At 65.6% G+C, this 26,954-nt stretch carries 19 protein-coding genes; 11 read left to right on the forward strand and 8 right to left on the reverse strand.

Annotation, left to right across the window (positions count from 1 at the left end; all coding sequences use genetic code 11):
• Window positions 1-51 precede the first annotated feature (51 nt).
• The gene (locus ELY12_RS13565; RefSeq protein ID WP_126177249.1) at window positions 52-672 is read left to right on the forward strand and encodes a TetR/AcrR family transcriptional regulator; all 621 of its coding nucleotides are present in this window, start codon (window positions 52-54) and stop codon (window positions 670-672) included.
• Here the strand turns inward: ELY12_RS13565 and putA are convergent.
• Both putA and ELY12_RS13575 read right to left on the reverse strand, forming a co-directional pair.
• Window positions 669-3,770: a bifunctional proline dehydrogenase/L-glutamate gamma-semialdehyde dehydrogenase PutA gene (putA, locus tag ELY12_RS13570; RefSeq protein WP_126177250.1), complete on the reverse strand. Its 3,102-nt coding sequence runs from the start codon at window positions 3,768-3,770 to the stop codon at window positions 669-671. The two genes, ELY12_RS13565 and putA, sit on opposite strands and share 4 nt — an antisense overlap.
• Before the next feature lie 52 nt (window positions 3,771-3,822).
• The gene (locus tag ELY12_RS13575; protein ID WP_126177251.1) at window positions 3,823-4,158 is read right to left on the reverse strand and encodes a response regulator; all 336 of its coding nucleotides are present in this window, start codon (window positions 4,156-4,158) and stop codon (window positions 3,823-3,825) included.
• A 246-nt stretch (window positions 4,159-4,404) separates the two neighbouring features.
• Here ELY12_RS13575 and ELY12_RS13580 point away from each other — a divergent pair, with 246 nt between their 5' ends.
• From ELY12_RS13580 to ELY12_RS13595, 4 genes are read left to right on the forward strand one after another with little or no spacing between them, the layout of a single operon-like run.
• Entirely contained in the window at window positions 4,405-6,264 is a 1,860-nt protein-coding gene (locus tag ELY12_RS13580; protein WP_241229880.1) for a TonB-dependent receptor plug domain-containing protein, read from the forward strand.
• A gap of 7 nt (window positions 6,265-6,271) precedes the next feature.
• Window positions 6,272-6,808: a YfiR family protein gene (locus tag ELY12_RS13585; protein ID WP_126177252.1), complete on the forward strand. Its 537-nt coding sequence runs from the start codon at window positions 6,272-6,274 to the stop codon at window positions 6,806-6,808.
• Window positions 6,805-8,517 carry an ATP-binding protein gene (locus ELY12_RS13590; RefSeq protein WP_126177253.1) on the forward strand — a complete coding sequence of 571 codons (1,713 nt, stop codon included), beginning with the start codon at window positions 6,805-6,807 and terminating at the stop codon, window positions 8,515-8,517. Before ELY12_RS13585 ends, ELY12_RS13590 begins: the two co-directional genes overlap by 4 nt.
• Window positions 8,517-8,774, forward strand: a complete 258-nt coding sequence (locus ELY12_RS13595) for a hypothetical protein (RefSeq protein WP_126177254.1) — start codon at window positions 8,517-8,519, stop codon at window positions 8,772-8,774. The genes ELY12_RS13590 and ELY12_RS13595 overlap by 1 nt, the downstream gene beginning before the upstream one ends.
• 3 nt (window positions 8,775-8,777) lie before the next feature.
• Here the strand turns inward: ELY12_RS13595 and ELY12_RS13600 are convergent, their stop codons facing one another.
• Window positions 8,778-9,326, reverse strand: a complete 549-nt coding sequence (locus tag ELY12_RS13600) for a pseudouridine synthase (protein WP_126177255.1) — start codon at window positions 9,324-9,326, stop codon at window positions 8,778-8,780.
• A 116-nt stretch (window positions 9,327-9,442) separates the two neighbouring features.
• Between ELY12_RS13600 and ELY12_RS14385 the strand changes: the two genes are divergently transcribed.
• From ELY12_RS14385 to ELY12_RS13615, 4 genes are all read left to right on the forward strand, one after another.
• Complete coding sequence (locus tag ELY12_RS14385) at window positions 9,443-10,804, forward strand: hypothetical protein (RefSeq protein ID WP_164549519.1); 1,362 nt, start codon at window positions 9,443-9,445, stop codon at window positions 10,802-10,804.
• Window positions 10,801-12,033 carry a HupE/UreJ family protein gene (locus ELY12_RS13605; protein WP_206435835.1) on the forward strand — a complete coding sequence of 411 codons (1,233 nt, stop codon included), beginning with the start codon at window positions 10,801-10,803 and terminating at the stop codon, window positions 12,031-12,033. Before ELY12_RS14385 ends, ELY12_RS13605 begins: the two co-directional genes overlap by 4 nt.
• Before the next feature lie 421 nt (window positions 12,034-12,454).
• The gene (locus ELY12_RS13610; RefSeq protein WP_126177257.1) at window positions 12,455-13,789 is read left to right on the forward strand and encodes a site-specific DNA-methyltransferase; all 1,335 of its coding nucleotides are present in this window, start codon (window positions 12,455-12,457) and stop codon (window positions 13,787-13,789) included.
• Window positions 13,789-14,664: a DUF5681 domain-containing protein gene (locus ELY12_RS13615; RefSeq protein ID WP_126177258.1), complete on the forward strand. Its 876-nt coding sequence runs from the start codon at window positions 13,789-13,791 to the stop codon at window positions 14,662-14,664. The genes ELY12_RS13610 and ELY12_RS13615 overlap by 1 nt, the downstream gene beginning before the upstream one ends.
• Before the next feature lie 329 nt (window positions 14,665-14,993).
• On the opposite strand, the gene ELY12_RS13620 is transcribed toward ELY12_RS13615, so the two are convergent.
• Both ELY12_RS13620 and ELY12_RS13625 read right to left on the reverse strand, forming a co-directional pair.
• Entirely contained in the window at window positions 14,994-18,380 is a 3,387-nt protein-coding gene (locus ELY12_RS13620) for a TonB-dependent receptor domain-containing protein (protein ID WP_241229881.1), read from the reverse strand.
• A 274-nt stretch (window positions 18,381-18,654) separates the two neighbouring features.
• Window positions 18,655-19,623 carry a hypothetical protein gene (locus tag ELY12_RS13625; RefSeq protein WP_126177260.1) on the reverse strand — a complete coding sequence of 323 codons (969 nt, stop codon included), beginning with the start codon at window positions 19,621-19,623 and terminating at the stop codon, window positions 18,655-18,657.
• A gap of 175 nt (window positions 19,624-19,798) precedes the next feature.
• On the opposite strand from ELY12_RS13625, the gene ELY12_RS13630 reads away from it, so the two are divergent.
• Both ELY12_RS13630 and ELY12_RS13635 read left to right on the forward strand, forming a co-directional pair.
• Window positions 19,799-20,332, forward strand: a complete 534-nt coding sequence (locus ELY12_RS13630; RefSeq protein ID WP_126177261.1) for a PadR family transcriptional regulator — start codon at window positions 19,799-19,801, stop codon at window positions 20,330-20,332.
• A gap of 808 nt (window positions 20,333-21,140) precedes the next feature.
• A complete protein-coding gene (locus tag ELY12_RS13635) occupies window positions 21,141-21,857 on the forward strand; it encodes a LuxR family transcriptional regulator (RefSeq protein WP_126177262.1) in 717 nt (238 codons plus the stop codon).
• A 156-nt stretch (window positions 21,858-22,013) separates the two neighbouring features.
• Here the strand turns inward: ELY12_RS13635 and ELY12_RS13640 are convergent, their stop codons facing one another.
• From ELY12_RS13640 to ELY12_RS13650, 3 genes are read right to left on the reverse strand one after another with little or no spacing between them, the layout of a single operon-like run.
• Window positions 22,014-22,367: a hypothetical protein gene (locus tag ELY12_RS13640; protein ID WP_126177263.1), complete on the reverse strand. Its 354-nt coding sequence runs from the start codon at window positions 22,365-22,367 to the stop codon at window positions 22,014-22,016.
• Window positions 22,368-22,409: 42 nt separating this feature from the next.
• A complete protein-coding gene (locus tag ELY12_RS13645) occupies window positions 22,410-26,024 on the reverse strand; it encodes a M1 family aminopeptidase (RefSeq protein ID WP_126177264.1) in 3,615 nt (1,204 codons plus the stop codon).
• Window positions 26,021-26,926 (reverse strand): ABC transporter ATP-binding protein, encoded by a 906-nt coding sequence (locus ELY12_RS13650; RefSeq protein WP_241229882.1) that lies wholly within the window; start codon window positions 26,924-26,926, stop codon window positions 26,021-26,023. The genes ELY12_RS13645 and ELY12_RS13650 overlap by 4 nt, the downstream gene beginning before the upstream one ends.
• Window positions 26,927-26,954 lie beyond the last annotated feature (28 nt).

The following is a 26,954-nucleotide window of genomic DNA, read 5'->3' on the forward strand; positions in this document are numbered from 1 at the left end:
CTTTCAACTTTTTTCATTGCGAACATTTGTGAAGCGGCTACTCGTTGCGTGATGGCAACAGATGCGGCCCTCAATGCAGCCAGTCCGGGCAAGGCGCCGCGCACCGCGCGGGGTCGCGAGACGTTGCGCAAGCTGCTCGATGCGGCGGCGAAGGAGTTCGCCGACCTGGGCTTCCACGCCGCCTCGATCAGCGGAATCACGCGGCGCGCGGGCACCGCTCTCGGGAGCTTCTACACTTACTTCGACAGCAAGGAGGCGATCTTCTCCGCGCTGGTGAAGGACATGAGCGAAAGCGTCGCGCGCGAGGCCGCCGCGGCGATGAGCCCCGACGCCACCGGGATTGCCCGCGAGCGCGAGGCACTGACCGCGTTCCTCGCCTTCGCTCGCGACAACAAGGAAATCTACCGCATCATCGATGAAGCCGAGTTCGCCGATCCGGCGAGCTACCGCGCGCACTACGATGGCACCGCGACCCGCATCGCGGCGCGGCTCGACGCAGCGGTAGCGCAAGGCCACCTCGCACCCGGGGACAACGAGGTGCGCGCCTGGGCGCTGATGGGAATGAACGTATTTCTCGGCCTGCGCTACGCCGTGTGGGACGATAGCCGCCCGGTGAGCGAGATAACCGCCGCGGTCGAAGCCTTGCTGCGCGAGGGAATCGCCGCGCGCTAGCTCGCCAGCAGGCTCGCGTTACCGCCCGCAGCGGTCGTGTCGATGCACACCACCCGCTCGGTCGCGAAGCGCGCGACGTAGTGCGGGCCGCCCGCCTTGGGGCCGGTGCCCGACAGGCCCTCGCCGCCGAACGGCTGGCTCTCGACCACCGCGCCGATCTGGTTGCGGTTGACGTAGAGGTTGCCCACCCGCGCCAGACGCTCGACCGTGCGCCGGGTCTCGGCGATGCGGCTGTGGAGGCCGAGCGTGAGGCCGTAGCCGGTGGCGTTGATGTCCTCGATCACGCGTTCCAGTTCGTCGCCGGCGAAGCGTGCAACGTGGAGCACGGGGCCGAAGTTCTCGCGCGCGACGTCGCGGATCGAGGCAATTTCGATGATCGTCGGCGGGACGAACGATCCGGTGAGCCCGACAGGAAGCTCGCGCCGCCACACCGGGCGGCCCTTCGCCTGCATGTCGGCGACGTGACCTTCGAGCGAGCCTTGCGCCTCAGCATCGATCACCGGGCCGACATCGGTCGACGTGTCCTGCGGATCGCCGATCACCAGCGCCTCAAACGCGCCCTTGATCATCTCCAGCATCGCATCGGCGACATCGTCCTGCAGGTAGAGCACGCGCAGCGCGCTGCAGCGTTGGCCCGCGCTCTGGAACGCGCTGGCGACCACGTCGCGGGTCACCTGCTCGGGCAGTGCCGAGCTGTCGACGATCATCGCGTTCTGGCCGCCAGTTTCCGCCACCAACGTGGCGATCGGCCCGTCGCGACTGGCGAGGCTGCGGTTGATCGCGCGCGCGGTCTCGGTCGAGCCGGTGAACGCGACCCCGGCGATACGCGGGTCCGAAGTGATAAGTTGCCCGACCTCGGCCGCGCCCGGCAGCAGCTGCAGCACCTCGGGCGGAATGCCCGCCTCGTGGCACAGCTTGATCGCGAGCGCAGCGATCAGCGGGGTCTGCTCGGCGGGCTTGGCGACCACCGTGTTGCCCGCGGCAAGCGCCGCGGCGGCGGGGCCGATGAAGATCGCCAGCGGGAAGTTCCACGGGCTTATGGTGGCGAACACGCCGCGCCCGACCAGGCTCAGGCGGTTCTCCTCGCCCGTCGGGCCGGGCAGCGGGATCGGCGCGGAGAACAGCCGCCGGGCCTCGCCCGCGTAGAAGCGCAGGAAGTCGACTGCCTCGCGCAGTTCGAGCACGCCGTCGACCAGCGTCTTGCCCGCTTCGCGCTGGCAAAGGGAGATGAACTCGGCCGTGTGCGCCTCGAACGCGTCGGCGGCGGCCTCCAGCAGCAGCGCCCGCTTCTCGCCGCCGAGCGCGTTCCAGCCGGGCTGGATCGCCTCGGCCCGCGCAATGGCGTCGACGACCTGGGCGGCGGTTGCATCGCGGCAGGTGCCGATTTCGCTGCCATCCGTCGGCGACACGACCGGCGTTTCCGGAGCGTCACCCGCGCCGAACGTCGCTTCGGCGTTCCAGCGGGTGTTCCGCAGGCTGTTCAGCGCTTGATCGAGCGCTTCATTGACCAGCGGATCGGCCAGATCGACCCCCGCGCTGTTGGCGCGGTTGCCGAAGATGTCGCGCGGCAGCGGGATCGCCGGATTGCGCTTGGGCTCGGTCGCCGCAAGCTCGGCCACCGGGTCGCCGGTCAACTCCGTCACCGGCACATCGGCATCGGCCATGCGGTTGACGAAGCTCGAGTTCGCACCGTTCTCCAGCAGCCGTCGGACGAGGTAGGCGAGCAAATCCTTGTGCCCCCCGACCGGCGCGTAGATCCGCACCCGCGTGCGGGCATTGCCCTCGATCCGCGCCAATTCGCCGTAAACGTCCTCGCCCATGCCGTGGAGGCGCTGGAACTCGAACTCGCGGGCGCCCGCGAGCGCCTTGATCGCGCCGATGGTGTAGGCGTTGTGGGTCGCGAAGGCGGGAAAGATCGCGTCCTCGGCATCGAGCAGCTTGGCAGCACACGCGAGGTAGCTGACGTCGGTCGATAGCTTGCGGGTGAACACCGGGTAGTCGCAGTACCCGCCCACCTGCGAGAGCTTGATTTCGCTGTCCCAGTACGCGCCCTTGACCAGCCGCACGAACAATCGCCGCCCGTGCCGCCGGGCGAGCTTGGCGACCCAGTCGCACATGTGCGCCGCGCGCTTCTGGTAGGCCTGCAGTGCCAGTCCAAAGCCGGTCCAGTTGCCTTCAAAGAGCGTGTCGTCGGCAACCAGCGCCTCGATGATGTCCATCGACAGCTCGAGCCGCTCGGCCTCCTCGGCGTCGATGGTGAAATGCATGCCCCCGTCGCGCGCCTTCCCGGCGAGGTCGCGAATCATCGGCACCAGCGCCGCCTTGGCCGCCTCGGCGTGGAGAAAGTCGTAGCGCGGATAGAGCGCCGACAGCTTGACCGAGATGCCCGGCGAGTCCTGCCAGCCCGGCGCGGTCTCGCGCGAGAGACGCGCGATCGCGCCCTCGTAGCTCGCGCGGTACCGCTCGGCGTCGGCGAAGGTCATCGCCGCCTCGCCCAGCATGTCGAAGCTGTGCTGCAGCCCCTTCGCCCGCTCGGGCGCGGCGCGCTTGAGCGCTTCTTCGATCGTCCGTCCGAACACGAACTGGCCGCCGAGGATTTTCATCGCCTGCAGCGTGGCGGTGCGGATCACCGGTTCGCCAAGCCGCCCCATCGCGCGGCGCAGCGTCGCGCCCATGCCGCGCTGGTGCGCTTCGGGCGGGTCGAGCACTTCGCCGGTCAGCATCAGCGAGAAGGTCGCCGCGTTGACGAAGGTCGAACTCGATTCGCCGAGGTGTTCGCTCCAGTCGATGTCGCCGATCTTGTCCTTGATCAGCGCGTCAGCGGTGCGCGTGTCGGGTACCCGCAGCAGCGCTTCGGCGAGGCACATCAGCGCGATGCCCTCCTCGGTCGCGAGACCGTAGGTCTGCAGGAACGCGTCGAGCCCGCTCGCCTTGCGCGCCCGCGCACCCTCGATCAGCGAGGCCGCGATCCGGGCCGCCTCGCCGTGCACGGCGCTCGCGGGAGCCGCCTGGCGGATGCGTTCGGCAACGCAGGCTTCCTCCTCCTGGCGATAGACGAGGCGGAGCGGCTGGCGGTCGATCGGGGAGGGTGCTGGCATGGCCCGCGCCCCTGCACCCGGTTGCACTTGCAATCAAGCGGTGCGGGTAGCCCTAACCGACCAGGTCGAGCATCGACTGCCGGGTGTAGGGCTTGCGCAGGCATTCCTCGCCCTCGCCGCGCGGCGAGGGATCGTGCGCGCCGGTCGCGAAGATCGCCTTGATCCCCGGCACCAGCTCGCGCGCCAGGCGGGCGAGCTCCCAGCCGTCGATCTCGCCGGGCATGTGAATGTCGGTGAACAACACGCCGAAGCTGGGATCGGCCTGGAGGATCGCGAGTGCTTCATCGCCGCTGCCGGCCGAGGCGACCTGGTGACCGGCATCGGCGAGATCCTCGCACGCAAGCTCCCGGATCAGCATTTCGTCCTCGACGACCAGGACTTTGGCCATGAACCCCCCGAGATACCCGTCACCCGCTCAACCCAGCTTGCGCATGACCGCTTGAGGGTGCGTCAAGCAAAGTTCGGCGACTGGAACCAACTCGTATGACAGTCCGTTGGTTCCGGCAGGGCGCCAACGACCGAATTTCAAGTACAGGAGAGCGGGGGAATCATCACATCTGCCGGTAACAATCGTGGGCGGCGCCATGCGCGTGCGCTGGGGGCGACCGCGAGTTTGGCGTTGCCGCTCTCGCTCGTGTCCCTCCCTGCCCAGGCGCAGGAGTTGACCGACCTCCAATCGATGTCGATCGAGGACTTGGGCGAGGTCAACGTCACCTCGGTCAGCAAGTCCGACCAGGCGCTGAGCGATGCGCCCGCCTCGATCTACGTCATCAGCCATGAGGATATCGTCCGCTCGGGCGCGTTGACGATCCCCGAGATGCTGCGGCTCGCGCCCAACCTGCAGGTCTATCAGACCAATCCCGGACAATGGGTGGTCACCGCGCGCGGCCTCAACGGCAGCCTGCAGGCGCAGAACTTTTCCAACAAGCTGCTTGTGCTGGTCGACGGGCGGACGGTGTACACGCCGCTGTTCTCCGGCGTGTACTGGGACCTGCCCGACGTGCTGCCCGACAGCGTCGAGCGGATCGAGGTGATCAGCGGCCCCGGCGCGACCCTGTGGGGATCGAACGCGGTCAACGCTGTGATCAACGTGATCACCCGCAGCTCGGCGCAAACGCCCGGCCTCTCCGCCGTCGCGCGCGTCGGACCGGACCGGCAGGCTGCCGGGATCCGCTTCGGCGGCAGCGCGGGCGAGAACCTGTCGTATTCGATCAACGCGCGATACTTGCGGGAGGATGCGTTCTTTGCCCCCGGCGGCGCGGATGCAGACGACGCCTGGCGCCGCCTGGGCGGCGGCTTCCGGCTCGACTGGACGCCGAACGAGGCGGACACCGTCACGCTGCAAGGCGACATCTTCGACGGCAATGCTGCCCAATCGGGCGGACTGCGCGAGCCGTTCTCCGGCCGCAGCCTGACCGCGCGCTGGAACCGTACCACCGCCGACGGCGGGGAGACCCAGGCGCAACTGTTCTACGACCGCATCTTCCGCGATGAGCGGTCCGGTGGCGGCGCCCGGTTTCACACCGATACCTTCGACGGCGAAATCCAGCGCAGCTTCTCGCTCGGCAAGCATCAGTTGGTCGCGGGGGCCGGCGCGCGGCTGGTCAAGTACGACATCATCGGTTCGACGTCGCTGTACTTCGTCCCGGGCAAGGCGGACCTGTTCATCGCCAACGCCTTCGTCCAGGACCGCTTTGCGCTGGCGCCGAACCTGTCGGTGACGGCAGGGCTCAAGGTCGAGAACCTGCCCTATTCGGGCGCGTCACTGCTGCCCGAGTTCCGCCTCGCGTGGAAGCCGAGCGGATCGACGCTCATCTGGGGCGCGGTGTCGCGCGCGGTCCGCTCACCGACCCCATTCGACGAGGACGTCGAGGAGCGCGTCGGGCCGATTTCGATCAGCGGCAATCCCGAGTTCCTGACCGAGAAGCTGACCGCGATCGAGGGCGGCCTGCGCATCCAGCCGGCCGAGGCGTTCTCGGCCTCGGTCACCGGCTTCTACCACCTCTACGACGATCTCCGGACGATCGAGCTCAACCCGGGCGGGCCCGCGCTGGTGCCGCTGACCTGGGGTAACAATCTAAAGGGCAAGACCTACGGCATCGAGGCGTGGGGCGATCTGCGGGTGGCGCCGTGGTGGACGCTGGCGGGCGGCGCGACCGTGCTCAAGCGCAAGTTCGAGTTCGAGCCGGGCGCGTTCGGCATTCTCGGCACTGCGCAGCTCGGCAACGATCCGCCCTATGTGCTCAAGCTGCATTCGGCGATGAACCCGGTGCGCGACCTGACGATCGACCTCGACTTCCGGGCGTACGGTGCGCTGCGGCAGTCGACCGTGCCGGCATACGAGGAGCTCGGCGGGCGGATCGCGTGGCAGGCGACGCCCAACGTCACGCTGTCGGTCCAGGGCACCAACCTGCTCCCCGGTCGCCATCAGGAATACCCGCAAGGGGACTTGATCCCCGGCCGCGTCCTCGGCGGCGTGGAACTGCGCTTCTAGGCCGCGCATGGGTCGCCGCTTCCTCCGGACCTGCTGCGCGCTCGCAGCGCTCGGCGTTGCGCTGAGCGCGGGCGTTGCGAGCGCCGCGACGCCGGAAGCCGAGGTCAAGGCGGCCTATCTCTACAAGCTTGCCTCGTTCGTCCGCTGGCCGCCCACGCCGCAGCCGCCGGCGACCTTCCGCCTGTGCGTCGCCGGGCGCAGCGATATCGCCGCGGTCTTGCGCGGCCTGACCCGCGGGCAGCAGATCGACGGGCGGCCGCTGTCGGTCGAAGTGATCGGCGCCGCGCAGGCGAGCCGCGCGAGCGGGTGCCAGGTGCTCTATCTCGGCCGCGGCGCGGAAGCCGCGCGGACGCTGATCGGCGCGACCGAGGGGGTCCCCGTGCTCACCGTCGGCGACCGCGATGCCGGGACCCCCGGCGGGGTGATCGATTTCGTCCTCAAGAGCGAGAGAGTGCGTTTCGCCGCCAACGTCAAGCGCGCCAAGGCCCGCCGGCTCGATCTCAGCGCCAAGCTGCTCGACGTCGCGGTCGAGGTGACCCGATGAGCGCGCCGCTCTACCAGCGCTTCGGCCGCGGAATGCTCGAGCGGCGCTGGGCGACCGGCGGCCTCGCCCTTCTCCTGCTGGCGGCGAGCCTGTTCCTCGGTTGGCAATCCGAACGGCGCGAGAGCGCAGAACGCTACCGCCAGGTCACGGTACAGGCGCGCATCCTCGGCACCAGCGTGGCGAGCGCACTGGCGTTCGATGACGACAGCACCGCGCGCGATTACCTCGCCGGGCTGCGGCTCAACCCGTCGATCCTCGCGGCGGGGGTGTACGACGAATCCGGCCGGCTGGTCGCGGGCTATGCACGGCCGGGGCAGGCGATCGCGCAACTGGCTTCCGGGCTCGATCATCATCCCGGCGCGCGCCAGGTGTCCGCGTTCGAGCCGGTGAAGGAAGGTGGGCTGGAGCTCGGGCACGTCTATGTCCGTGCCTCGGTCGAGCCGCTCTCGGCACGGCTTTCACGCTATCTCGCGATCGGCATCCTGCTGGTGCTCGCGGCACTGTCGATTGCCATCCTCGGCGCATCCAACGCGGCGAGCGCCGCGGCCAACCGCGCGCTCCAATCCGAGATCGCCGCGCGCGAAAAGGCGCAGGCCGCCCTGCGCCAGGCGCAGAAGATGGAAGTGCTCGGCCAGCTCACCGGCGGCGTGGCGCACGATTTCAACAACCTGCTGATGGCGGCGTCGAGCGGGCTCGAGCTGATGGAGCGTGCCAAGACCGAGGACCGCCGCAAGCAGCTGGTCACGGGGATCAGCGAGGCGCTCCAGCGCGGAGCGCGGATTACCGGCCAACTGCTCGCGTTCGCGCGCCGCAGCCCGATGCAGAACGAAGTGGTCCAGCTCGAGCAGCGGATCGACAAGCTCGCAGAGCTGCTCGACCACTCGCTGCGCGAGGACGTGTCGGTCAAGTTCGACATCGGCGAAGGCCTGTGGCCGGTCCAGATCGACGTCTCGCAGTTCGAAGTCGCGATCCTCAACCTGGCGGTCAACGCCAAGGATGCGATGCCGAACGGGGGCCTCATCTGCATCGCGGCGCAGAACAGTCCCGGTGGGCTGGAGGGCGCGGATGCGGTCGAGGTATCGGTTGCCGACGAAGGCCTGGGCATGTCGCCCGAAGCGATCGAGAAGGCGTTCGAGCCGTTCTTCACCACCAAGGAAATCGGCCGCGGAACTGGCTTGGGACTGAGTCAGGTCTATGGTTTCGTCCAGGCGCTGGGCGGGAGCGTCGAGATCGCCAGTCCGCCGGGGGACGGAACCACGGTCACGATGGTGCTCCCGCGGGCGCCGCATGACGAAGGTACGGTTGCCGCCATGCCCGAGCGGCCTGCGCAAGCAACGTCTATCGCCGGCCTGCGCGTAATGCTGGTCGAGGACGACGAGGCGCTCAACGAGCTGGTCGGCGAAATGCTGGTGGATCTCGGCGTCGAGGTCGCTCGGGCCGGATCGGCCGCGGAAGGATTGAGCCTGTTCGCCGCCGGTGCGTTCGATCTGGTGGTGTCGGACATGGTCATGCCCGGCAAGCTCGATGGACTGGCCCTCGCGCGCCGGCTGCGGAGCGAGCGGGCGGGCCTGCCGGTGCTGCTGATGACCGGCTACAGCAACGCCGCCGACGCCGCGCTGGCGGACGGTTTCCGGGTTCTGCGCAAGCCGTTCAGCAGCGCCGAGCTGGCCGCCGCATTAGGCGAAGTTGCGGTGCGGGGACGACCCTGATGGAGTTCGACGACCTGCTGCGGCGCTACTTCGGCACCGCCGACTTCGCCCAGGTCACCGCCGACGGACAGGCCGCGGGGATCGAGCGCGCGCTGGTCGATCTCGGGCTCGAGCGTGATCCCGGCAAGCGCTTCGCGCTGTGGGCGCTGCTGCACATGCTCGGCGCCGCGCCCGATCTCGACGCCGCGTTCCAGAGCGAGGCGGACCGCGAGGCGGCGCGCAACTTCATGGACCTGCTCGCCGCCAGCGAGGATTGAGCGTCAAACCTCGACCGCGCGCCACTCGCCCGGCGCGATGCCGTCCACACTCCACTCGCCGATCGCCCAGCGCACCAGCCGCAAGGTGGGATGGCCGACCGCCGCGGTCATCCGGCGCACCTGCCTGTTGCGGCCTTCGCGCAAGGTGAGCTTGAGCCACGAATCGGGCACGCTCTTGCGCACCCGGATCGGCGGATCGCGCGGCCACAGTGGCGGCTCGGCAATGCGCTCGGCCCCGGCGGGACGGGTGAGCCCGTCCTTCAGCTTTACCCCCTTGCGCAAGGCCGCGAGCGCGTCCTCGCCCGGCTCGCCCTCCACCTGCACCAGATAGGTCTTGGCCAGCTTGAATCTCGGATCGGCGATCCGTGCCTTCAAGCGCCCGTCGCCGGTGAGCAGCAGCAAGCCCTCGCTGTCGAGATCGAGCCGGCCGGCGGGATAGACGCCCGGTACATCGACGTACTGCGCCAGCGTCGGCCGCGCGCCCTCGGCACTGCGGTCGGTGAACTGCGAGATCACCCCATAAGGCTTGTTGAAGAGGATGAGGCGCGCCACCCGGCGACTATTGTGGCTCCGGCCGCCGCTGCCAAGAGCGATGCGAAAATCCGCTGGACAACCGGCGGCCATGCGCGGACTTTCGCTGCCGTTCTTCGGCGCGGGGCGGCACCGGCATGGCTTCGACAGACATCTCGCATCGCACGCGCGGACGCCGCCTGGTGTGGCTCGCGCTGCCGTTGGCGGCCGTGGTGATCGCGACCGGGATCGATTGGTCGCTGAGCAAAGGGCCGCAGGAACCGGCACTCTCCGCGGCGGAATGGGGGCCCGCCGGGTATGGACCCGCCACATTCGCCGAAGCATCGCGGCAGATCGACCGGCAGCTCGAAGCCGCTACCTACATGGCTGGCCGCAATCCCGCCGATTGGCTGCGTCAGGAAGGCTTGGCGCGTGCGCTGATGTGGCGGTCGCGCGTCGCCACCGACTATGGCGATCTGGCGCGCGCCGACGCCATCCTCAGCAAGGCGGTCGGTGAAGCCCCCTCCCCGGCCGGCCCGCTGCTGAGCCAGGCGGTGCTCGGCACGATGATGCACCGCTTGGCGGTCACGACCAGCGCGCTCGACGCGATCGACCGCTGGGCCGTTCCGCCCGATCCCGACGAGCTGACCGAAGTGCACGGGCTGCGCGGCGACGTGGCGTTCTATCGCGGCGACATGGCCGGGGCGCAAGCGTGGTACGCGCGTGCCGCAGCGACAGGTCCTGGCGCGGGTCTCGCCTACCGGCAGGCCAACCTCGCAAAAGCGCGCGGAGATTTCGACGGTGCGATCCGCGCCTTCGCCGCGGGGTCGACGTCGCGTGAGCCGCCGTTCGCCAGGGCCTCGACCGCCATGCAGATCGGCGCGGTCGAGCAGGCGCGCGGCCGCTACCGCGAGGCCGCAGAGTGGTTCGCCGCCGCCGACCGGCAGTTCCCCGGCTTCTGGCTATTCGAGGCGCACAGGGCACAGTCACGCGCGATCGGCGGCGACCTCGCGGGCGGTATCGCCGACCTGCGCAAGATCGCGGAGCGCAGCCCCTCGGCGGAAGTGATGGACACGCTCGCGGTGCTGCTGCGCGCGCAAGGCCAGGCGGCCGAGAGCCGTGCATGGGGCGCCCGCGCCAAAGCGGAGTGGGACCGCCGCCTCAAGCTCGCGCCCGAAGCGGCCTATGGCCACGCATTGGAGCACGAGCTGGTCTTCGGCACCCCCGAGCGCGCCGTGGAGCTCGCCCGCGCCAACCTCGCCGCGCGCCCGTTCGGCGAATCGCGGGTCCTGCTGGCGACCGCGCTGGTCAACGTCGGCCAGGACCGCGCCGCGCTCGCCGAGTTGGCACGCGCCGAAGACTCGGGCTGGAGAAGCGCTCCGCTCTACGCGCTGCGCGCGCGGATTCTCGAGCTGGCCGGACGGACAGACCTAGCCGAGCAAGCGCGCGCCGCCGCGATCGCGCTCAATCCGCGCATCTTCGCTCCGGAAACCACACTAGTCTGGCTGTCGCACGGATGAGCATGCGCTGGGGCTTGTTGCTGGCGACGTTGCTCGGCTTGAGCGCGCCGGCGGCAGCGCACCTGACGCCCAATTCGGAGGTGCAACTCGACATCGGCGACGGATCGGTTTCGACCGATATTATCGTCCCGCAAGGAGAATACGCCTACGCCACGGGCAACCCCGTCGATGGCGGCGCCCAGTCGCAAGCGCTCGCGCGCCGCTATCTGCACGAGCACATCACCGTGCGCAGTCCGGATGGGCGTCCATGGCAGGTGCGCGTCGGCAAAGTGGAGTTCGTCCAGATCGCCGGACCGCCGGACCTCCACGCCCTCGCCACATTCACCGCGCCGGCGGACGCACCCGCTCGCCGGTTCACGATTGAATGGCGCGTGCTGGTCAATGAGCTTCCCAGTCACTTCGCGCTGTTCGTCGCCCATCGGCCCGACGGCAGCCGCGACATCCTCGGCGCGGTCCGTCACGGGCGGGTCGAATTGACGGTCGACCGGGCCCAGAGCGGGGCGTCCGCCTTCGGCAGCGCGATAGGCCTCGGCGCGCGTCATATCCTCACCGGCTACGACCACCTGATGTTCCTGCTAGCGCTGCTGCTGCCCGCGCCGTTGCTCGCGGCAAACGGACGGTGGCGCGGACGCCGAACGGCGAAGGCGACGTTCGGCCAGCTCGCGAAGATCGTCACCGCCTTCACCATCGGCCACAGCCTGACGCTGATCGGCGCGACTCTCGGCGGCTGGACGCTGCCGACCGCGCCGGTCGAGATCGCCATCGCGGTTTCGGTGCTGGTGTCGGCGATTCACGCGCTGCGGCCGCTGTTCCCCGGCCGCGAGCCGGTGGTCGCGGGCGCGTTCGGACTGGTCCACGGCCTTGCCTTCGCCACGCTGGTGCGCGAAGCGGACGCGGGCATGGCGAGCTCGGCCCTCAGCCTGTTCGGCTTCAACCTGGGAATCGAGCTGGTCCAGCTTGTGATCGTCTGCGCCGCGCTGCCAAGCCTTCTAATCCTCTCTCGCACAGAGACCTATCGCTACCTGCGAACCGGCGCTGCGGGATTCTGCGCCTTGGCTGCCGCAACCTGGATCGGCGCGCGCACCGGCGCCCTGCCCGATGCCGCCGCGCTGGCGGTGGAGGCGGTCATTCGCCAGCTCGGGTGGGTGGCGCTGGCGCTGAGCCTGATCGTAGTGGTGGGATGGCTGGTGGGCCGGCGGCGTAGCCCATCGCCGCTTGCCGTGTCATGATCCTGGTGCGCGACGCAGTCCAGAGCGAACCGGTCTCGTCCCTTTTTCCCTGCTTTACAGGGAATTTACAGGGAAAAGACGATTTTTGAGACCATTATGACGGCGTTCGGGGCTTAGGAAACCGCAGGATTCCGCCGTTTCCTGAGGCAAATTCCCTGCGCCCGGAACAGGGAAGTCATTCACAGACATCAGGGATCGAGATTTCGCCGAACAGGGAATGCGATCCGGAAAACAGCGACCCTGCGATCGTTGGGAGAGCATTGCCTGCAGCGGCCCGGCTTGACCAACTTCCAGCAGTGATCGGGCCACGTCGGGCTCACTGCCGATCCTCAATGTTCACCTTTTGTTTGACAATTGGCGCCAAGTGTGGTAAGGGGCGCGCTTCAACCATCGCCGTGACGGCAGACGGAGGAAGACGAGTATGAAGTACCCTGCCCAGCAGGTGATCGAACTGTCGATCAACCTATTGAAGCCTTACCCGCGCAATGCGCGGACCCACTCCAGAAAACAGATCAAGCAGATCGCCGCGTCGATCGAGCGCTTCGGGTTCACCAACCCAGTGCTGATATCGGACGATGGCGAGATCATCGCCGGCCATGGCCGGGTCGAGGCGGCCAAGCTGCTCAGGTGGAAGACGGTGCCGACGATCGCACTCTCGCATCTCTCAGAGACCGAGCGGCGCGCTTACGTGCTCGCCGACAACAAGCTCGCGCTCAATGCCGGATGGGACAAGGAAATCCTCGCGATCGAGCTCCAGGCACTGGTTGATCTCGAGTTCGATGTCGAGCTGACCGGTTTCAGCCTGGCCGAGGTTGATTTCGTGATCGACGAAGCCGGCGAGGCCGATCCGGATGGCAGGGACGCGACTGACGATGCGGTGGTCATGGCCACCGGCCCTGCAGTCTCGCGTCGCGGTGACATGTGGATTCTCGGTCGGCATCGCCTTCTATGCGGAGATGCGCGCAGTGCGGTCGAGTTCGAGGCGCTGATGGGCGGGGAGAAGGCCGACCTTGTCTTTACCGATCCTCCCTACAACGTGAAAATAGACGGCAACGTCTGCGGTCTCGGTACGGTCAAGCACCGCGAGTTTGCCTTTGCCTCTGGCGAGATGAGCCGAGCACAGTTCACCGGGTTCCTGACTGACACCCTTGGTAACGTAGCTTCCGTCATGCGCGATGGGGCAATCGCCTACGTGTGCATGGACTGGCGCCACATGGGCGAGCTGCTCGCTGCCGGCGAAGAGGTGTTCACCGAACTCAAGAACCTCGTCGTGTGGAACAAGACCAACGGCGGCATGGGCGCTTTCTACCGCTCGAAGCACGAGCTCGTCTTCGTTTTCAAGCAGGGAACGGCCGAGCACACCAACAGCTTCGGGCTCGGCCAGACCGGACGCTACCGCACCAATGTCTGGGACTACGCCGGGATCAGCTCGATCGGCGCCAATCGGTCGGACGAGCTGGCGATGCACCCGACGGTCAAGCCGGTCGCGCTTATCGCAGACGCCATCCGCGACTGCTCCAAGCGCGGCGAGACCGTGCTCGATGCGTTCGGCGGCTCGGGTAGTACGCTGATCGCGGCCGAGAAGACCGGACGCTCGGCGCGCCTCATCGAGTACGATCCGCTCTATTGCGACACCATCGTCCGGCGCTGGGAAGCCTACACCGGCAAGCGCGCCACCTTGACCGTGACGGAAGAGACATTCGAAGCCGTGACCGAGGCCCGCCTTGGTCCTGATCTCGGCCGCGAGGCCGCCTGATGGCGAGCAAGGCAATCGCCGCAGGGGAAGGCGACCAGCGAGACGGCAAGCCGGCGGGGAACAGCAACCTGCCGGTTGCGTACGATGTCGGGTACGGCAAGCCCCCTACCCAGCACCGCTTCCAGAAGGGCAGGTCAGGCAACCCCGGTGGTCGCCCGCGGGGAGCGAAGAACAGACCCAAGCCGTACGATCCGGCGACCAAACCCACGGACAGCCTCATTCTCGAGGAAGCCTATCGCCCAGTGACGATCAGGGAAGGAGACAGGGTCATCGAGTTGCCGGCTATCCAAGCGGCAATGCGTTCGCTCGCGATCTCGGCCATGAAGGGAAGCCGCCTGTCGCAGCGGGCGCTCGCGGAACTGGTGCGCGAGGTCGAGGAGCGGCGTACGAAAGAGCACTACAGCGCACTCGAGAACGCCTTCGATTACAAACAGCGCTGGACCGATGAACTCGAGCGTCGCGCAAGGCTCGGCATCGACGAGCCCGATCCCATTCCGCACCCCGAGGATGTCATCATCGACATGCGGACCGGCCACGTACGTACTGAAGGCCCGCTGGACGAGCGTGAAAAACGGTCGTGGGACGAGCGCCTTGCCCGGCGTGACGAGGCCCAGGCAGAGGTGAACTCGTTCGCCGAGAGGTATCGGCGATCGCGCTCAGACGAACACAAGGCGCGCTGGCTCGAGGAATGGCATTTTGAGCAGCGCATTTTCGACATCATCAACGACAGCTTCCCTCCCCGCTACAAGGCGAAGCTCGAAAACCGCTCCTACCGTGAGGGCGCCTCGCGCGAGGGCAAAACTCTCGAGGCTTTCGTTCAGGACCGGAAGCGGCCCAAAGCCAAGAGGAAGTGGGGAGATTATGTGGAGGATTGAGTTCGCTTAAGTACGCTTTGCGCCCAAGTCCGGTCATTCAACGCCTGCGGACAGCTTTCCGAAAGCTGACGATCTTCGAAAAGCATTGTTCTCGCGATTGGCGTGCGGCGGCCTCGTCCAGCTGGCAAGCTCATCTGGCCGAGGTGAACGCCGACGCTTCCCGATAGCCTGTATGTCTCTTTCGGCACGAGCAGCCCCATTGGCCTCGAGCACCCAATTTGCGAAAGCTACAGCGTGGCGAGCAGTGCTAGGGCCAGGCCATCCCGCGAAATAAAAAGCGGCCCCATGCACAAGGCATGGGGCCGTGATCAGGTAACCAGCGTTGGATGCTAGAATTTAATACGCGCCGAGGCGAAGAATTCGCGGCCATCGAAATCATAGCCGTTGCCGATCGGATTGTTGTTCCGGGCGAAAACCTCGCTGCCGTCAACCTTCGGGGGTGCCCGATCGAAGATGTTGGAAACGCCGATGCGAGCTTCCCACCGATCCGTCGTGTAGCGGATAGAGGCGGTGTGGGTGAAGTACTTGCCCGCATAGCCGATATCGCGGCAGTAGATACCATCGCCCGGGACGATACCGTCCGGCACGCCCGCCGCGTTGCGCGAACCGCCGCCGAGGCAGGTGTCGCCCGCAAAGCCTGGTGTCTTCTGGCCATCGGGTCCGTATCCGAACGCGTCGGACAGCGGTTCGATATCTGCATCCTCCTCTTCGACCGGTCCGATGTACCGCGTCTGCCAGGTGAATGTCAGGTTATCCATCGCAGCGGTGAACGTTGCCCGGCCGGTCCACTTCGGAAAGCCGAATTGCCCCTTGTCCTCATCAAGACTTTGCACTCCATCATCATCGATGAAGACCGTGCTTCGCTCGAGCAGCCTGTTTGCACGAACATTGAGCCCAAGCACCAATGAACGGTCACCCAGCTGAAGGTCGTAGCCCGCGCTCGCGTTGAAATCGAGCCCGCGGACCTTGTCCTTGTTCAGGTTGATAAAGCCCGCCTCGACATCCGAGATAAGGAAGCGGTCGTTGATGCTGGTGCTGGAGGTAATGCGGTCGCAGAATTGACTGCGAATGCCGTCCACCCGTGCGAAGCAGTCGTTGATGATAAACTGCTCCGAAGGCTCGATAATCGAGTCGGTAACCTGAATATTATAGTAATTGACATTCAGATTGAGGCTGAGCGGACCCCACCGGTCGCCAAACGCGACGCCCGTCGTAAACGACGTTGACGTCTCCGGGTCGAGGTCGAGACTGCCGCCGGTGGTCGATTCAATACCGAACACCTGCAGGGTGTTCAGTTTCTGGGCGTCGATGCCGACCTTGGTCGGATCGCGCCCTTCCCGGATGCAGTTCGAGATGATGGCCGGGTCGCGGGTATCCAGTCCGGGCTGATAGATGTTGTCCGTGCTCCCCGGCAACGGCTTGAACGCATCGGTGGGAACAGCGCAGGGGTCGGTGATGGTCGGGAACCCGCTTTGACCGGCCAGGAAATTCTCGCGCAAGTTGGGCGCGCGGAACGACGTGCCGTAGCTCATCTTGAACAGTAGCTGTTCGATCGGGCGCCAGCCCAGCTTCATCGAATAGGTTTCCGCCGTCCCATAGTACTGGTCGTCAGTGAGGCGTCCGGAGAGATTGACGCGCAGCTCCTGGGCTGCCCGCTGGTTGAGCAGAAGCGGGATATCGAGCTCCGCGAAGGCTTCCTTGACGTGCTTCTTGCCACTGGCGCCGCGGTCCTGCGAGAACGCGAACTGCAGACCGTTGGAGGCAACGAAGTCCGGCCTCGAATCGACCTTGTCCTCTCGGTACTCCCCGCCGATCACCAATGCCACATCGCCGCCAGGCGCTATGTGGAACAGATTGCCGGTCGCGTACGCATTGATGAGGAACTGATCGTAGGTGGTGTCGAAACGCCGCTCGCTGAAAAGGTAGGCGCGCTCCGCCTCGGTAAGGTTCCCGATCGGCTTTCCAAGCAGTTCCGGGGTGAACAGGTTGACCGGAACACAGCCCTTCAGAAGGTCGGGGGCGGCCAAGTTCGGATTGGCGAGCGTGCCGGTGCATGGGGTGATCACCGGACCACCGAAAACACCGCCGATCGGAAGGCTCGAATCGTAGTCGTCCGCGATGCCGTCGCCGTCATTGTCGGCAATACCGTCGTCGTTGAAGTCGGCCGTCGGGTCGACACCGAGGGACAGCGCAAGCTTGTCCTCTCGAATGCCGCGGCGGACCGAGACACCCTTGGAGTGCGAGTACACGCCAGCCACTTCGAACGACCAGCTCGGGGCGATGAACGGCAGGTCGCCCTTGACGCCAAGGACGCCGCGGTACTGATCCTGCACGACGTCGGTGTTGTTGCGGTCGCCCACGACCGCAACGATCGGAGCGACCGGCAGGATAAAGCCGGTGGAAAGTCCACCCGGCAAGCCGAGCGCCGCGCGACGCTTGTTCTCTGCCGCCCGGCAATCGACACCGCTGGGATTGGTGAGAAAATTGCACGGATTAAAGGCGTTCTCTGCGGGCACTTCGGGGAACAGCTGAGCGGCTCCGTTATTTTCATTGAAAACTTCGACGCGCGAGAAGTTCGCCTCGAAGAATGGTGTGATGTTGGCAGCCCCCCCGAGCGAGTACTCACCGTACGCCATCACGTTGTAGACTTTTTGCTGGTTGATCAGCACCTGGCTCGGATCGAATTCAGCATTCTGCTTCTGGAAGTCGACGTCGCGGATTCCGTCCCCGTTCGCATCGATATTCCGACCAAGCAAGGCGGAGTCGCTGAAGCCCGGGATGAAGGTGTTACCGGCTCCGCCGGTATAATAGATGGAGCCGTAATTGGTTTGCTCCACGAAGATGCGGCCGGTGAGATTGGTAAGCTTGCAGGCTCCCTCCGAGGTGCTGATATTCGGGTTTACCTGACGCACCAAAGCGTTGGTGCGAAGGTCGATCGTGCGGACGTTGCCGTTTTGATCGACTTCGTAGTTCTGGTCGCAATTCGACAGAAACGGACGGTCGCCGAAGCGAACCGCGTCGCGATAGGCGTATTCGGCGCCGAACCCGAAGAACCCGCGATCGAACGTTTTGCCCCATGCCGCGCTGACCGTGTAGTCATCGCCCCCGCCGTGCGGGTTGAGATTTCCCTCCGCGTAGAGTTCGAGGCCGGTGAAATCCTTGCGTAGGATGATATTCCCGACGCCCGCGACCGCATCGGAACCGTACACCGATGAAGCGCCGTCGAGCAGGAGGTCGTAGCGGGCGATCAGCGAACCCGGGAGCATGTTGATCGACGGATTGCTCGGTGAGCCTTCGACACCGGACGGCGCCAGGCGGCGACCGTTGAGCAGAAGCAACGTACGATCCGCGCCGAGTCCACGCAAATCAAGGGTTTGCGAACCGGGCCCATTGGGCAAGACATAGCCCGAGAACGACGCGTCGATCTGCTGGCCCGCCGCTGACTCGGAGCGCTGCAGGACCTGTGCCGGATCAAACTCGCCGACATCCCGCGAGGACTGTCCGGTGATGACCTGGATGGGCGAAATGCTCGTGTACGTGCTGGGCTGCTTGATCCGCGAGCCCGTTACCAGGATCTGCCCTTGGTTGGGGTCGCCCTCGGCATCGGTCGTGGCGATGGTGGCCGCCTCGTCTTCATCCGTCGGCACGTTGGTGGTTACGCTCGTTGCCTGCCCGTCCCCGGCGTCCTGCGCCAACGCAGGGTTCGAGACGGCCATCGCGACAGACGACACGGAGACTGCGAGTCCCATCGCAATCCTGTACTTATTCATGTGTGTACTCCCCAAGGTATCAATCAGTTTACAACATTTCTCATGGCGACTGCGGGTCAGCGCACATGACACTTTTCTAGTTGGACATAATTCCTGAAGTAATGACCGTCGCCAGTTGCGTATTGGCGGGTCGCCCCATTTTTAACGTTATCTCTCAACTTTCCCTGAACTCACCCCACGGGGATGACTTGCACAAGTAAACACCGCGGCACCGCGATTCTTACGAATTGTAATAGCTTATGACGGCCGACCGGCGGGCGCTCTGGGAGGCAAGCGCGCCGTCAAACGACGCCGGCCTCCGAGCCGCCTTAACTCTCACCGTCTTGGAGTAATCGGTCCAATCCCCGCTTCCGCGCAGGTGCGACATCCGCCAGAAGGTCTTTGACCCCCTGGACACGTAATGACCGCGAACGACGTGCATTCGCGGCATTGCGCGCCCGCTGTCGGAATTGCCCGCCGGCCTGTCGGAGGACGGTGCATACTCCCCAAGACGCAAACTGACTTCGACGTGACCCAGAGGCGGTCGGCGCGCGCCCGCCCGATGGTCCTGCGGCGCCGACACAGAGTGCTTCTCTCGCAGTACGTTGGGGCTCGACAGCAGAACGGAAAACGTCAGCAGATAGGGGATGAAGAACCAGGTTCCCTCGGCCTCCAGGGTCATCTTGTTCCTGAGCGTCGCCTCTCCCGCCTTGGCCACTGTGCTTATCCACCCCGGGTCCATGGTCATCGCGACCCGCGTCAGGACATGGTCCAGATGCGGGAAAAGGCGGTGAGCGAATTGCCGGCTTCCACGAACATTCGGCCGGGCCTCGCCGTCGAGGTCGAACTCGATGACGCCCGGCAACCGCTGGGGACGACCCGCAGTGGTGGTATAATAGGGTAGCACCGTGCCGCTCCGTCCGTCCTCGGACGCCTGGACGAGACAGCCAAGCTTCTGGCCGCCCTCCAGCGGCTCGGCAAACCACTCGAGCCAGAATACGGCCGCCGGAAGCCTCAACACTTCGCGTTCGAGCGAAGGGAGCTCCGGGCACTCGCGAAGGAGGTCCGAGCATTGCTTGGAGGCATCGGCGTCAAGGACATATCGCAAGGGACAGCACCGGAGCTGCATCGCGTCGCGCCGCGATACCCTCACGTCTCCGCGCGGCAGCACGAGACGACTGGCGACGATCTGATCCATCAGCATGACCATGCGGCATCGATAATACGTGTCGTACTATGTGGCAATATGAGGGTTTGTTTGTGGAGGCGATTGTGCGCGCGGCGGCTCAGCTGATGCCAGAAAGCCACAAAAGACTTTTGCCCCGAGGTGATGCATGCCGTGCGGAAGGGGCGTGAGTTCCGCCGGAAAATGAAAGCACGAGACGATGGCCGAGCCGCTGACCCACCATGAAAGCCACGTGCTTGCCGTCATCCGAAAATGGGAACCGGTCACGGCATATTTTGTCCGGAAGGCTCTCCGCCAGAGCCTGGCGTCCAGCTTTTCCGACAGCCCAGGCAGCGTCTATCCGATCATCGAACGCCTGAAGCGTCGCGGCTACGTGACCGCGCAAGCGGCGCTCGACTCCGGGCGCAAGGCCGAGTTGCTGGCCTGCACTCCCCGCGGGGAGAGCGCGATTGTCGAATGGTTGGTGCGAGTGGACGAAAGCGACCTGTTGCCCGAAGATCCATGGCGCACCCGGGTTCTGTTCAGCGACCTGCTGGATCCCCCTGCGCAGGTCGAGTGGCTTCAAAAACTGAGGTCGGCAGCCGAGGCGGAGCTCGACGCGATCAAGGGGCGCCTGCAAATGTCCACCGTTCCGAAAGAAGCCGACGCGGCCGAGGGCGCGCGACTGCAAACGGAAGCGCGGCTGATCTGGCTCGATCGATTGATGGCGCGATCGATCTCCCGGGAAGGATAAAAGCGCGCCTCAGGCCTTCGCATGCACACACCCTGTCCGGGCTGATAAAATTGTCACAGAAGAGGCATTATAATACGTATCGTATTCTTTCAGCGTGCTGACCAGCAGTGGCTCAATGCTCGGGGCAGGCCGCTACAGCTTCACTTTGCGTACGGGACCCAAGGTTTTTTCGAAGATCAGCGCAGGGACTAGGCCACCTGCGCTCTACTTCCCATTTTCACCGGTCCGCGGATGGGCCGTCGCTGCCGGCGATCAGGAGAGCCAGCGCCTGACGGACCAGCCGAGACGCGGATTCGCGGTCCCTGCGAGCGCACCAGATAGCGATTTGCCGCGCGAGGTGACCTCTTTCCCCAGGCAATAGCGGCGCCGCGAATCCCCCACCACGCAGGGCGCCGATTAACCAACCGAGTTCTGTCTCGATGTCCCCCATTGACCCGCCGGCGGAGCGACACACGTGCATGATCCGTTGGGTAGATTGGTCGAGGCATTTTCTTGCCTCGGTCCAGGTCCGACCGCTGACAACGCGCCCGGTTTCCATCCAATGTGTCGAACGATCGCGCGCGCCGAGGCTCGACGCGGCCGCGGCATCGCTGGGCGCGTAGTTCGTTGCAAAGGCTTTCTTGGCGCGGGGCATCGCCATCGGTGTGCGGCCTCGATCCCCTGCGCGCTATACCGTAAATGCGGTATATGCGGCCGGTCGCACCTAGGCTGTTGCACCCGTTCGCCGATGACATGACATTCGTCCGGTCGCCAGGCAGGTTCGTCGATTGAAATGAAATCGGACTGACACGTTTGATAGGCTCCGGGGGTGAACAGGCTTCACCTTCAAGCGCTTGATGCAATCCACGAATTCGGTGAGATCGACGATGCGCAGGTGCTGCTGGAGCGATCCTCGCAGGTTCTCAAAGCTTTCGGATATTCCGCCTTTGTATTGAGCCGTCTTCCGCGGCCTGGCGCCGCCGGCCAGCCAGAGATCCTGTTGAACGGCTGGCCCGAGGGCTGGAGCCACCGCTACGACGAGGCCGGGCATTATAACAATGATCCGGTCGCCTCTTATTGCGCGGTGTCCAGGCAACCGTTCTCGTGGACCGAGATCCCCGCTCCCCACATGCACGGGCGACGGGGGCTTCAAATCGTCAATGAAGCTTCGGAATTCGGCCTGACCCACGGCCTGTGCGTTCCAGTCCACACGCCGCTCGGTACCGGCGGCATGTCACTGGCCGGCCAAGGCCTGGACGAAGAGCCCGGCGTGCGTGATCTTGCGTCCCTCCTGGCGTTCAAGATCTGCATGGCATTCGAGCAGGTCGGGCCCGACATTTCCCCCCGGGCCCGCCTTACACCCAGAGAGCGCGATGTCCTGAGCTGGATCGCGATGGGCAAGACCGTCGAAGAGGTCGGCATGATACTGTCGATCTCGGGACATACGGTTGGTGAGCATCTCAAGCGGATTCGCGCGAAGCTGCACACGAGCAACAACGCCCATTCGGTCATCAAGGCGCTGCAAACCGGACAGCTTCAGCTTTAGCCGCGTAAGACCGGCCCATCTTCGCTCGTAGGCAGCTTGGCGCACTTGCTTCGCGCTGATAGTGCTCGCGTCCAAGCGTCACGCATGGCCGCCTGGAGGCTGTCGGTGCGCTCGCAAGGACCGATTGTTGGCTGAAATTCTCCGGACCGGGGAAAGCTAGCCGCGCTGAGGCCGCGACTTGACGCCTGCTGTGGATGGATTGTCTCGGCGCGTGATCAGCATGGCCAGCAACTGACGGATCAGCTGATACGCGGACCCGCGATCCCCATGAATGCACCAGATCGCAATTTGCCACGCAAGCTGGGCCCTTTCCTCAGGCGGCATGGATGCCGAGAACCCCTGGCAACGCAAGGAATCGATCCAGGCCTGAAGCTCTGCTTCGATGGCTCCGATCGCCGTTGCGCCAGAACGGCAAAGGTCGGTCAGCCGCCGTGCCGAGTGGTCGAGGTGATTGCGCGCATCGCTCCAGGCCCGATCGCGGGCATGGTCGGCGGGGACGTGCACGGTCACTGCCCCGACACGCGAGATTGGCTCAGCATTTGTCAGCAAGGCTCATCTTGCCGAGCACGCGACGTCGGCCAGATCGTCCTCGCGGTTGCGGTCGATATACAGGCCATGAGGGTCAATGCTGACGCGGGTAGGCTCCTGTTTCGTGATAAATCGCAGCAGCTGCCGACCACTGCGAACGTCTCGCCGGCTGTCGAAGAGTGCTTCACCGGGGGCCTCGCCCTCCCCGCGCGTCACCAGGACATCCACCGAGATCGAGAGGGGCGCTTCGACTTCCCGGCCCGTTCCATCGGCATAGAATTTGCGCGCGTCGACCGGGACGGTCACATCCCAACGCCCGTCCGGTCTGCGCATGCAGGAAGCGCTGCCAAGCTGCAGATCGTACAGCGTGACACGTTCGAAGAGGTCCTCGATAAGCTGCCGCTGCTGCGGGGATCGCGCTTCCCCCTGCAGGACGGTCACAAGATCGACCGAGCGCGGATAGGGCGGCGCGGAGAAGCGGTATCGCGCCACCAAACGGCGGAGCGCGCGGTTCACGGCCTCCTCCCCCATCTGATCCTGCAGCAGATAGAGGACGAGGGCGCCCTTGCCGTAGGCTATGTGCTGGTCGCTCGACCCGGTCCTGATCAGCGGCTCCTCACCCCCGACGCCGGCGCGGCGGCCCTTGAGATACCGGTCGAGCTGAAACGCCAGGAGGTCGTCGATCCCCTTGCCGTGACGCTGCTGCTTGAGAACCATCAGCGCCGAGTACTGCGCCAGGGTCTCGATCAGCACCGGGGCGCCTTCCATTCGCGTGCCGCGGACCTGGTGCCCCCACCACTGGTGCGACAGCTCGTGCGCTGCGAACATGGTGGCCATGTCGATGGTGCCGGGGTCCCGGAGGTCCATCGCCATGGGCGCAATCTCTCCCATAGCGATTACTCCGGGATAGGCGTGTGCGCCATCGCGGTAGGCCGCCTCGACTGCACGCACATGATCGAATTGGTACGGTCCGAAGGCGCGCGAGAAGGTCTCGATGGAAGCCTCCATCGCCGTCATCAACCGGTTCACATTCCAGCGGTGGCCCGGATCGTAGTAGATGGCGTAGTCGATGCCGTTGCGGGCACGTCGGGCGACCGCAAAGCGGCCGGACTGGATGGAAAAGTTGTTCTGGATCGGACCGCGCGACACGAAGCGGGTTATCCGGCGACCACCGCGGAGCCGGTCTTCCACGATCTTGCCCGGCGCAATGGCGAGTTGGTCGGCGCTGGTCGAGACGGTGATATCGGCGGATATCCATGCGTTGTCCGACAGCATCCGGGCATTCGCCTGCGCATCTTCCAGACGGGGCAACGCGCGCTGGCGCGGAAGGCCCATCCTTCGCCGCGCTTCCGGATCCTCGAGCAGCCCGCTGTCGTGCATGCCGATCCGAGGCGTCAGCGCAAAGGCATCGAGCTCAGTGCCGTTGGGGAGAACTCCCGCGTTACCGCCCGACAGGCCAAAGCCGCGCCGGTCGCGTGTGGTCCGAAATGCAATCGTTCGCGTTTCGGAGGGGCGCATGGGCTTGGTGAGACGATAGATGCGATAGCGAAAGGCGCGATCGTCCAGGGCGAGACGGGAGTCCGGAACCTCAAGACCCACCAGGTCCAGCGCGGGATCGGCTAGGCGGATGTGGATCGTGTCGATCGGAACCGGCGTCCTGTTCACCAGGCGATAGCTCCCGCTGACCTGCGCGGTGCCCTTCTCGGGATACAGCGCCACCGCCAATTTTATGTCGTCGACGACAGGCTGCGGAATGCTCCCGTAGCGCAGATACCGCTTCTCGTACTCGGCGAGGTACCGCTCGGTGCTACGCGCGGTCTCGACATGGTTGAAGAGGTTTGTGTTTACGAGAACCCAGGTGCCGCACAGCAACATTGCGAGGATGAGAACGAGCACAGCCCCGCGCGCGGTGTCCGGCATCGTGCAAAGCGCGCGACGGAACCTGGTGCTGGCCGGAGCTGCCGCACCGCGCGGCCACAGCATGTGCGCAGCTTTCAGCAGGAGGGCCGCCGTCATGGCCCAGAAGGCGCGCACCCACCACGCCGCCTCAGCCGAAAAGCCCGTTCCCGCGAGATCCGACAAGGGCGTCTCCGGGACCGAACCATAGAGCAGTAGCGGATGCGCTAACCCCAGTGCCGGCCCCAGGATGAGCAGGACGAAGTACACCGTCAGGATGCCCCAGGCTGCATACTTGCTTGGACTTGCCGCGTGGATGAACACCGCGAGAGCGGCGACCGCAAGCGTGTCCAGGCCGCGCGGGACCAGATACCAGCGCAAGTAGTCAGCGGGCACGATGGCAACGGAACCGTCGATCGCCTGCAGCGTCATGGCGACTGCTGCTGAAACGACGAGCGTCGCCAGAAGCACGAACGCGAGACCCAGCATCTTGGGCAGCATCAGGGCCCAGGCGGGCAGCGGCGTAGCGTCGATGATCGCATCGACCCGCCGCTCGCGCTCGCGCCACACGAGCTCACCCCCGAAGTACGCCGCGACGACGACCAGCAAGGTTCGGAAACTGTCGTCGAGAATTGGCACCAGCACCGATGTCAGCGGGTGGACCGGAGTGCCCGCGACGGTCGACGCGGTGAGGAGACCGGGCAGCGCGAACGCCAGCGCTATGAGCAGGAGGATCCAGAAGACTGCGCTCTGCAGGATGAAGCGCGCCTCCATCCTTGCCCGGCCGATGAACTGCGCGGTCGCGGTGTGGCGATCGAAGCGCGGCGACGGAAGACGCCCGATGGACGAATCGAACCTTCCGAGCCGGCTATCGCTGGTCCGTAAAGTCTGTTCCCGCGCGAGCTTGCGTTGCTGCCTCCGGGACAGGGGACGACCGGTGAAGCGAAATCGCCAGACCGTGAGTGCCAGCAGGCCAAGTGCGAGCGTCATCCACACAAGCCTGCTGAGGACCATCAGCCCGCTCACCGGGACCGCGCCGGCATTGATTTCCGCGGCAGTCAGATAGCGCGAGGCGGCCATGTAGGCCGACATGCCTAGGGGATCGAGGAGAACGCGGGCGGTCTGGATGCCGGTCTGCCCTTCCATCAGGCGCTGGCCGACCAGATAGAACAGCAGCACACCGACCACGCCGACGAACGTGCCGGCGGTCGACCGGGTCGCGCTCGTCAGCGCGAACAGGATCGCGAACACGATCAGGGTGTTGGGCAGCGCGAACAGGCCCAATCCGTAGGCATAGCCGGCAGCCTGATTTGCGCCCAGCATAGCCTGATTGGCGAACGGCATCAGCGTACCGCTCCACGTACCCAAGGTTGCTGAGCACATGGTCAGCGCGCCGATCGCAAGAGCGCCGGCAAACCGCCCCAGCAGGTACGCGCGTTTGCCGACCGGCGTTGCCTGGACGAGAGGCCCGAACCCGGTCAGCTCATCGCGCAGCATGGCGTTGGCGACGAAAGCCGCGCCGACGAACGGGAACAGCAGTGCCGCAACCAGGTGCAGCTTGATGATCGCGTGCGGCGCGTTGAACAGCACCGTCCCGCCCGGCTCGCTCACCAACCTGAAGACCGCCATGTTGAAGAAGGCAAGGGCGAAGAACAACGCCGAGGCAGCGGCAAACAGCGGGCTGCGGATCTGATAGCGAAACTCGAAGGCCGCCACTCTCGTCAGCATGGCAAATCCGCTCATGCCGCGCGCCGCGACCGCGCCAGCGCGGCGAAGTATACGTCCTCAAGATCCCCGCGCGCGGCAGCGAAGCCCTCGCCCGGATCGCTGTCCGAGAGCACGTGGATGATCGTTCGGCCGCCGAAAAGGCGGGTCGAGATGACGTCGTGCCTGGCGCGAATCCGCTCGAGCTCGGCGCGCTCGACGGATTTGGTCCAAATCCGGCCGTCGCTTTGGGCGATCAGGTCCGACGGCGCGCCTTGAAGGCCAATGCGGCCCGCCGCCAAGATGGCCATGCGAGGACACAGATCGCTCACGTCCTCGACGATATGGGTCGAAAGGATCACCACCGTATCCTCCCCGATCTCGGCGAGGAGGTTCAAGAAGCGGTTGCGCTCTTCGGGATCGAGCCCTGCGGTCGGCTCGTCAACGATGATGAGACGCGGATTGCCGATCAGCGCCTGCGCGATGCCGAACCGCTGGCGCATGCCGCCGGAAAAGCCCGCCAGCGCCTTGCTCCGCACGTCCCACAGATTGACCTGCTGCAACAACCGCTCGACCATGTCCTTGCGCTCGGCGGGCCGCGAAAACCCCTTCAGCACCGCCATATGGTCGAGCATGTCGAGCGCCGAGATGCGCGGGTAGACTCCAAAGTCCTGCGGCAGATAGCCGAGCGTGCGCCGCAACCGTTGGGGCCCGGCGATCACGTCGATGTCGGCGAAGCGGATCGTGCCCGCGCTCGGCGTCTGCAGCGTCGCGATGCACCGCATGAGGGTGGATTTTCCTGCCCCGTTCGGTCCGAGAAGACCGAACATGCCATGTGGTATCGACACACTGATTTCGTCTAGCGCGCGCGTCCCATTGGCGTAGGTGTGGCTCACCCCGTCGAGCTGGAGCACCGCTCCAATGATCTGATTTGACAACATGCCCGCGATGGTAGGGCCCGATCCTGTC

The organism is Tsuneonella rigui (genome assembly GCF_003958625.1).
Taxonomy (GTDB): Bacteria; Pseudomonadota; Alphaproteobacteria; order Sphingomonadales; family Sphingomonadaceae; genus Tsuneonella; species Tsuneonella rigui.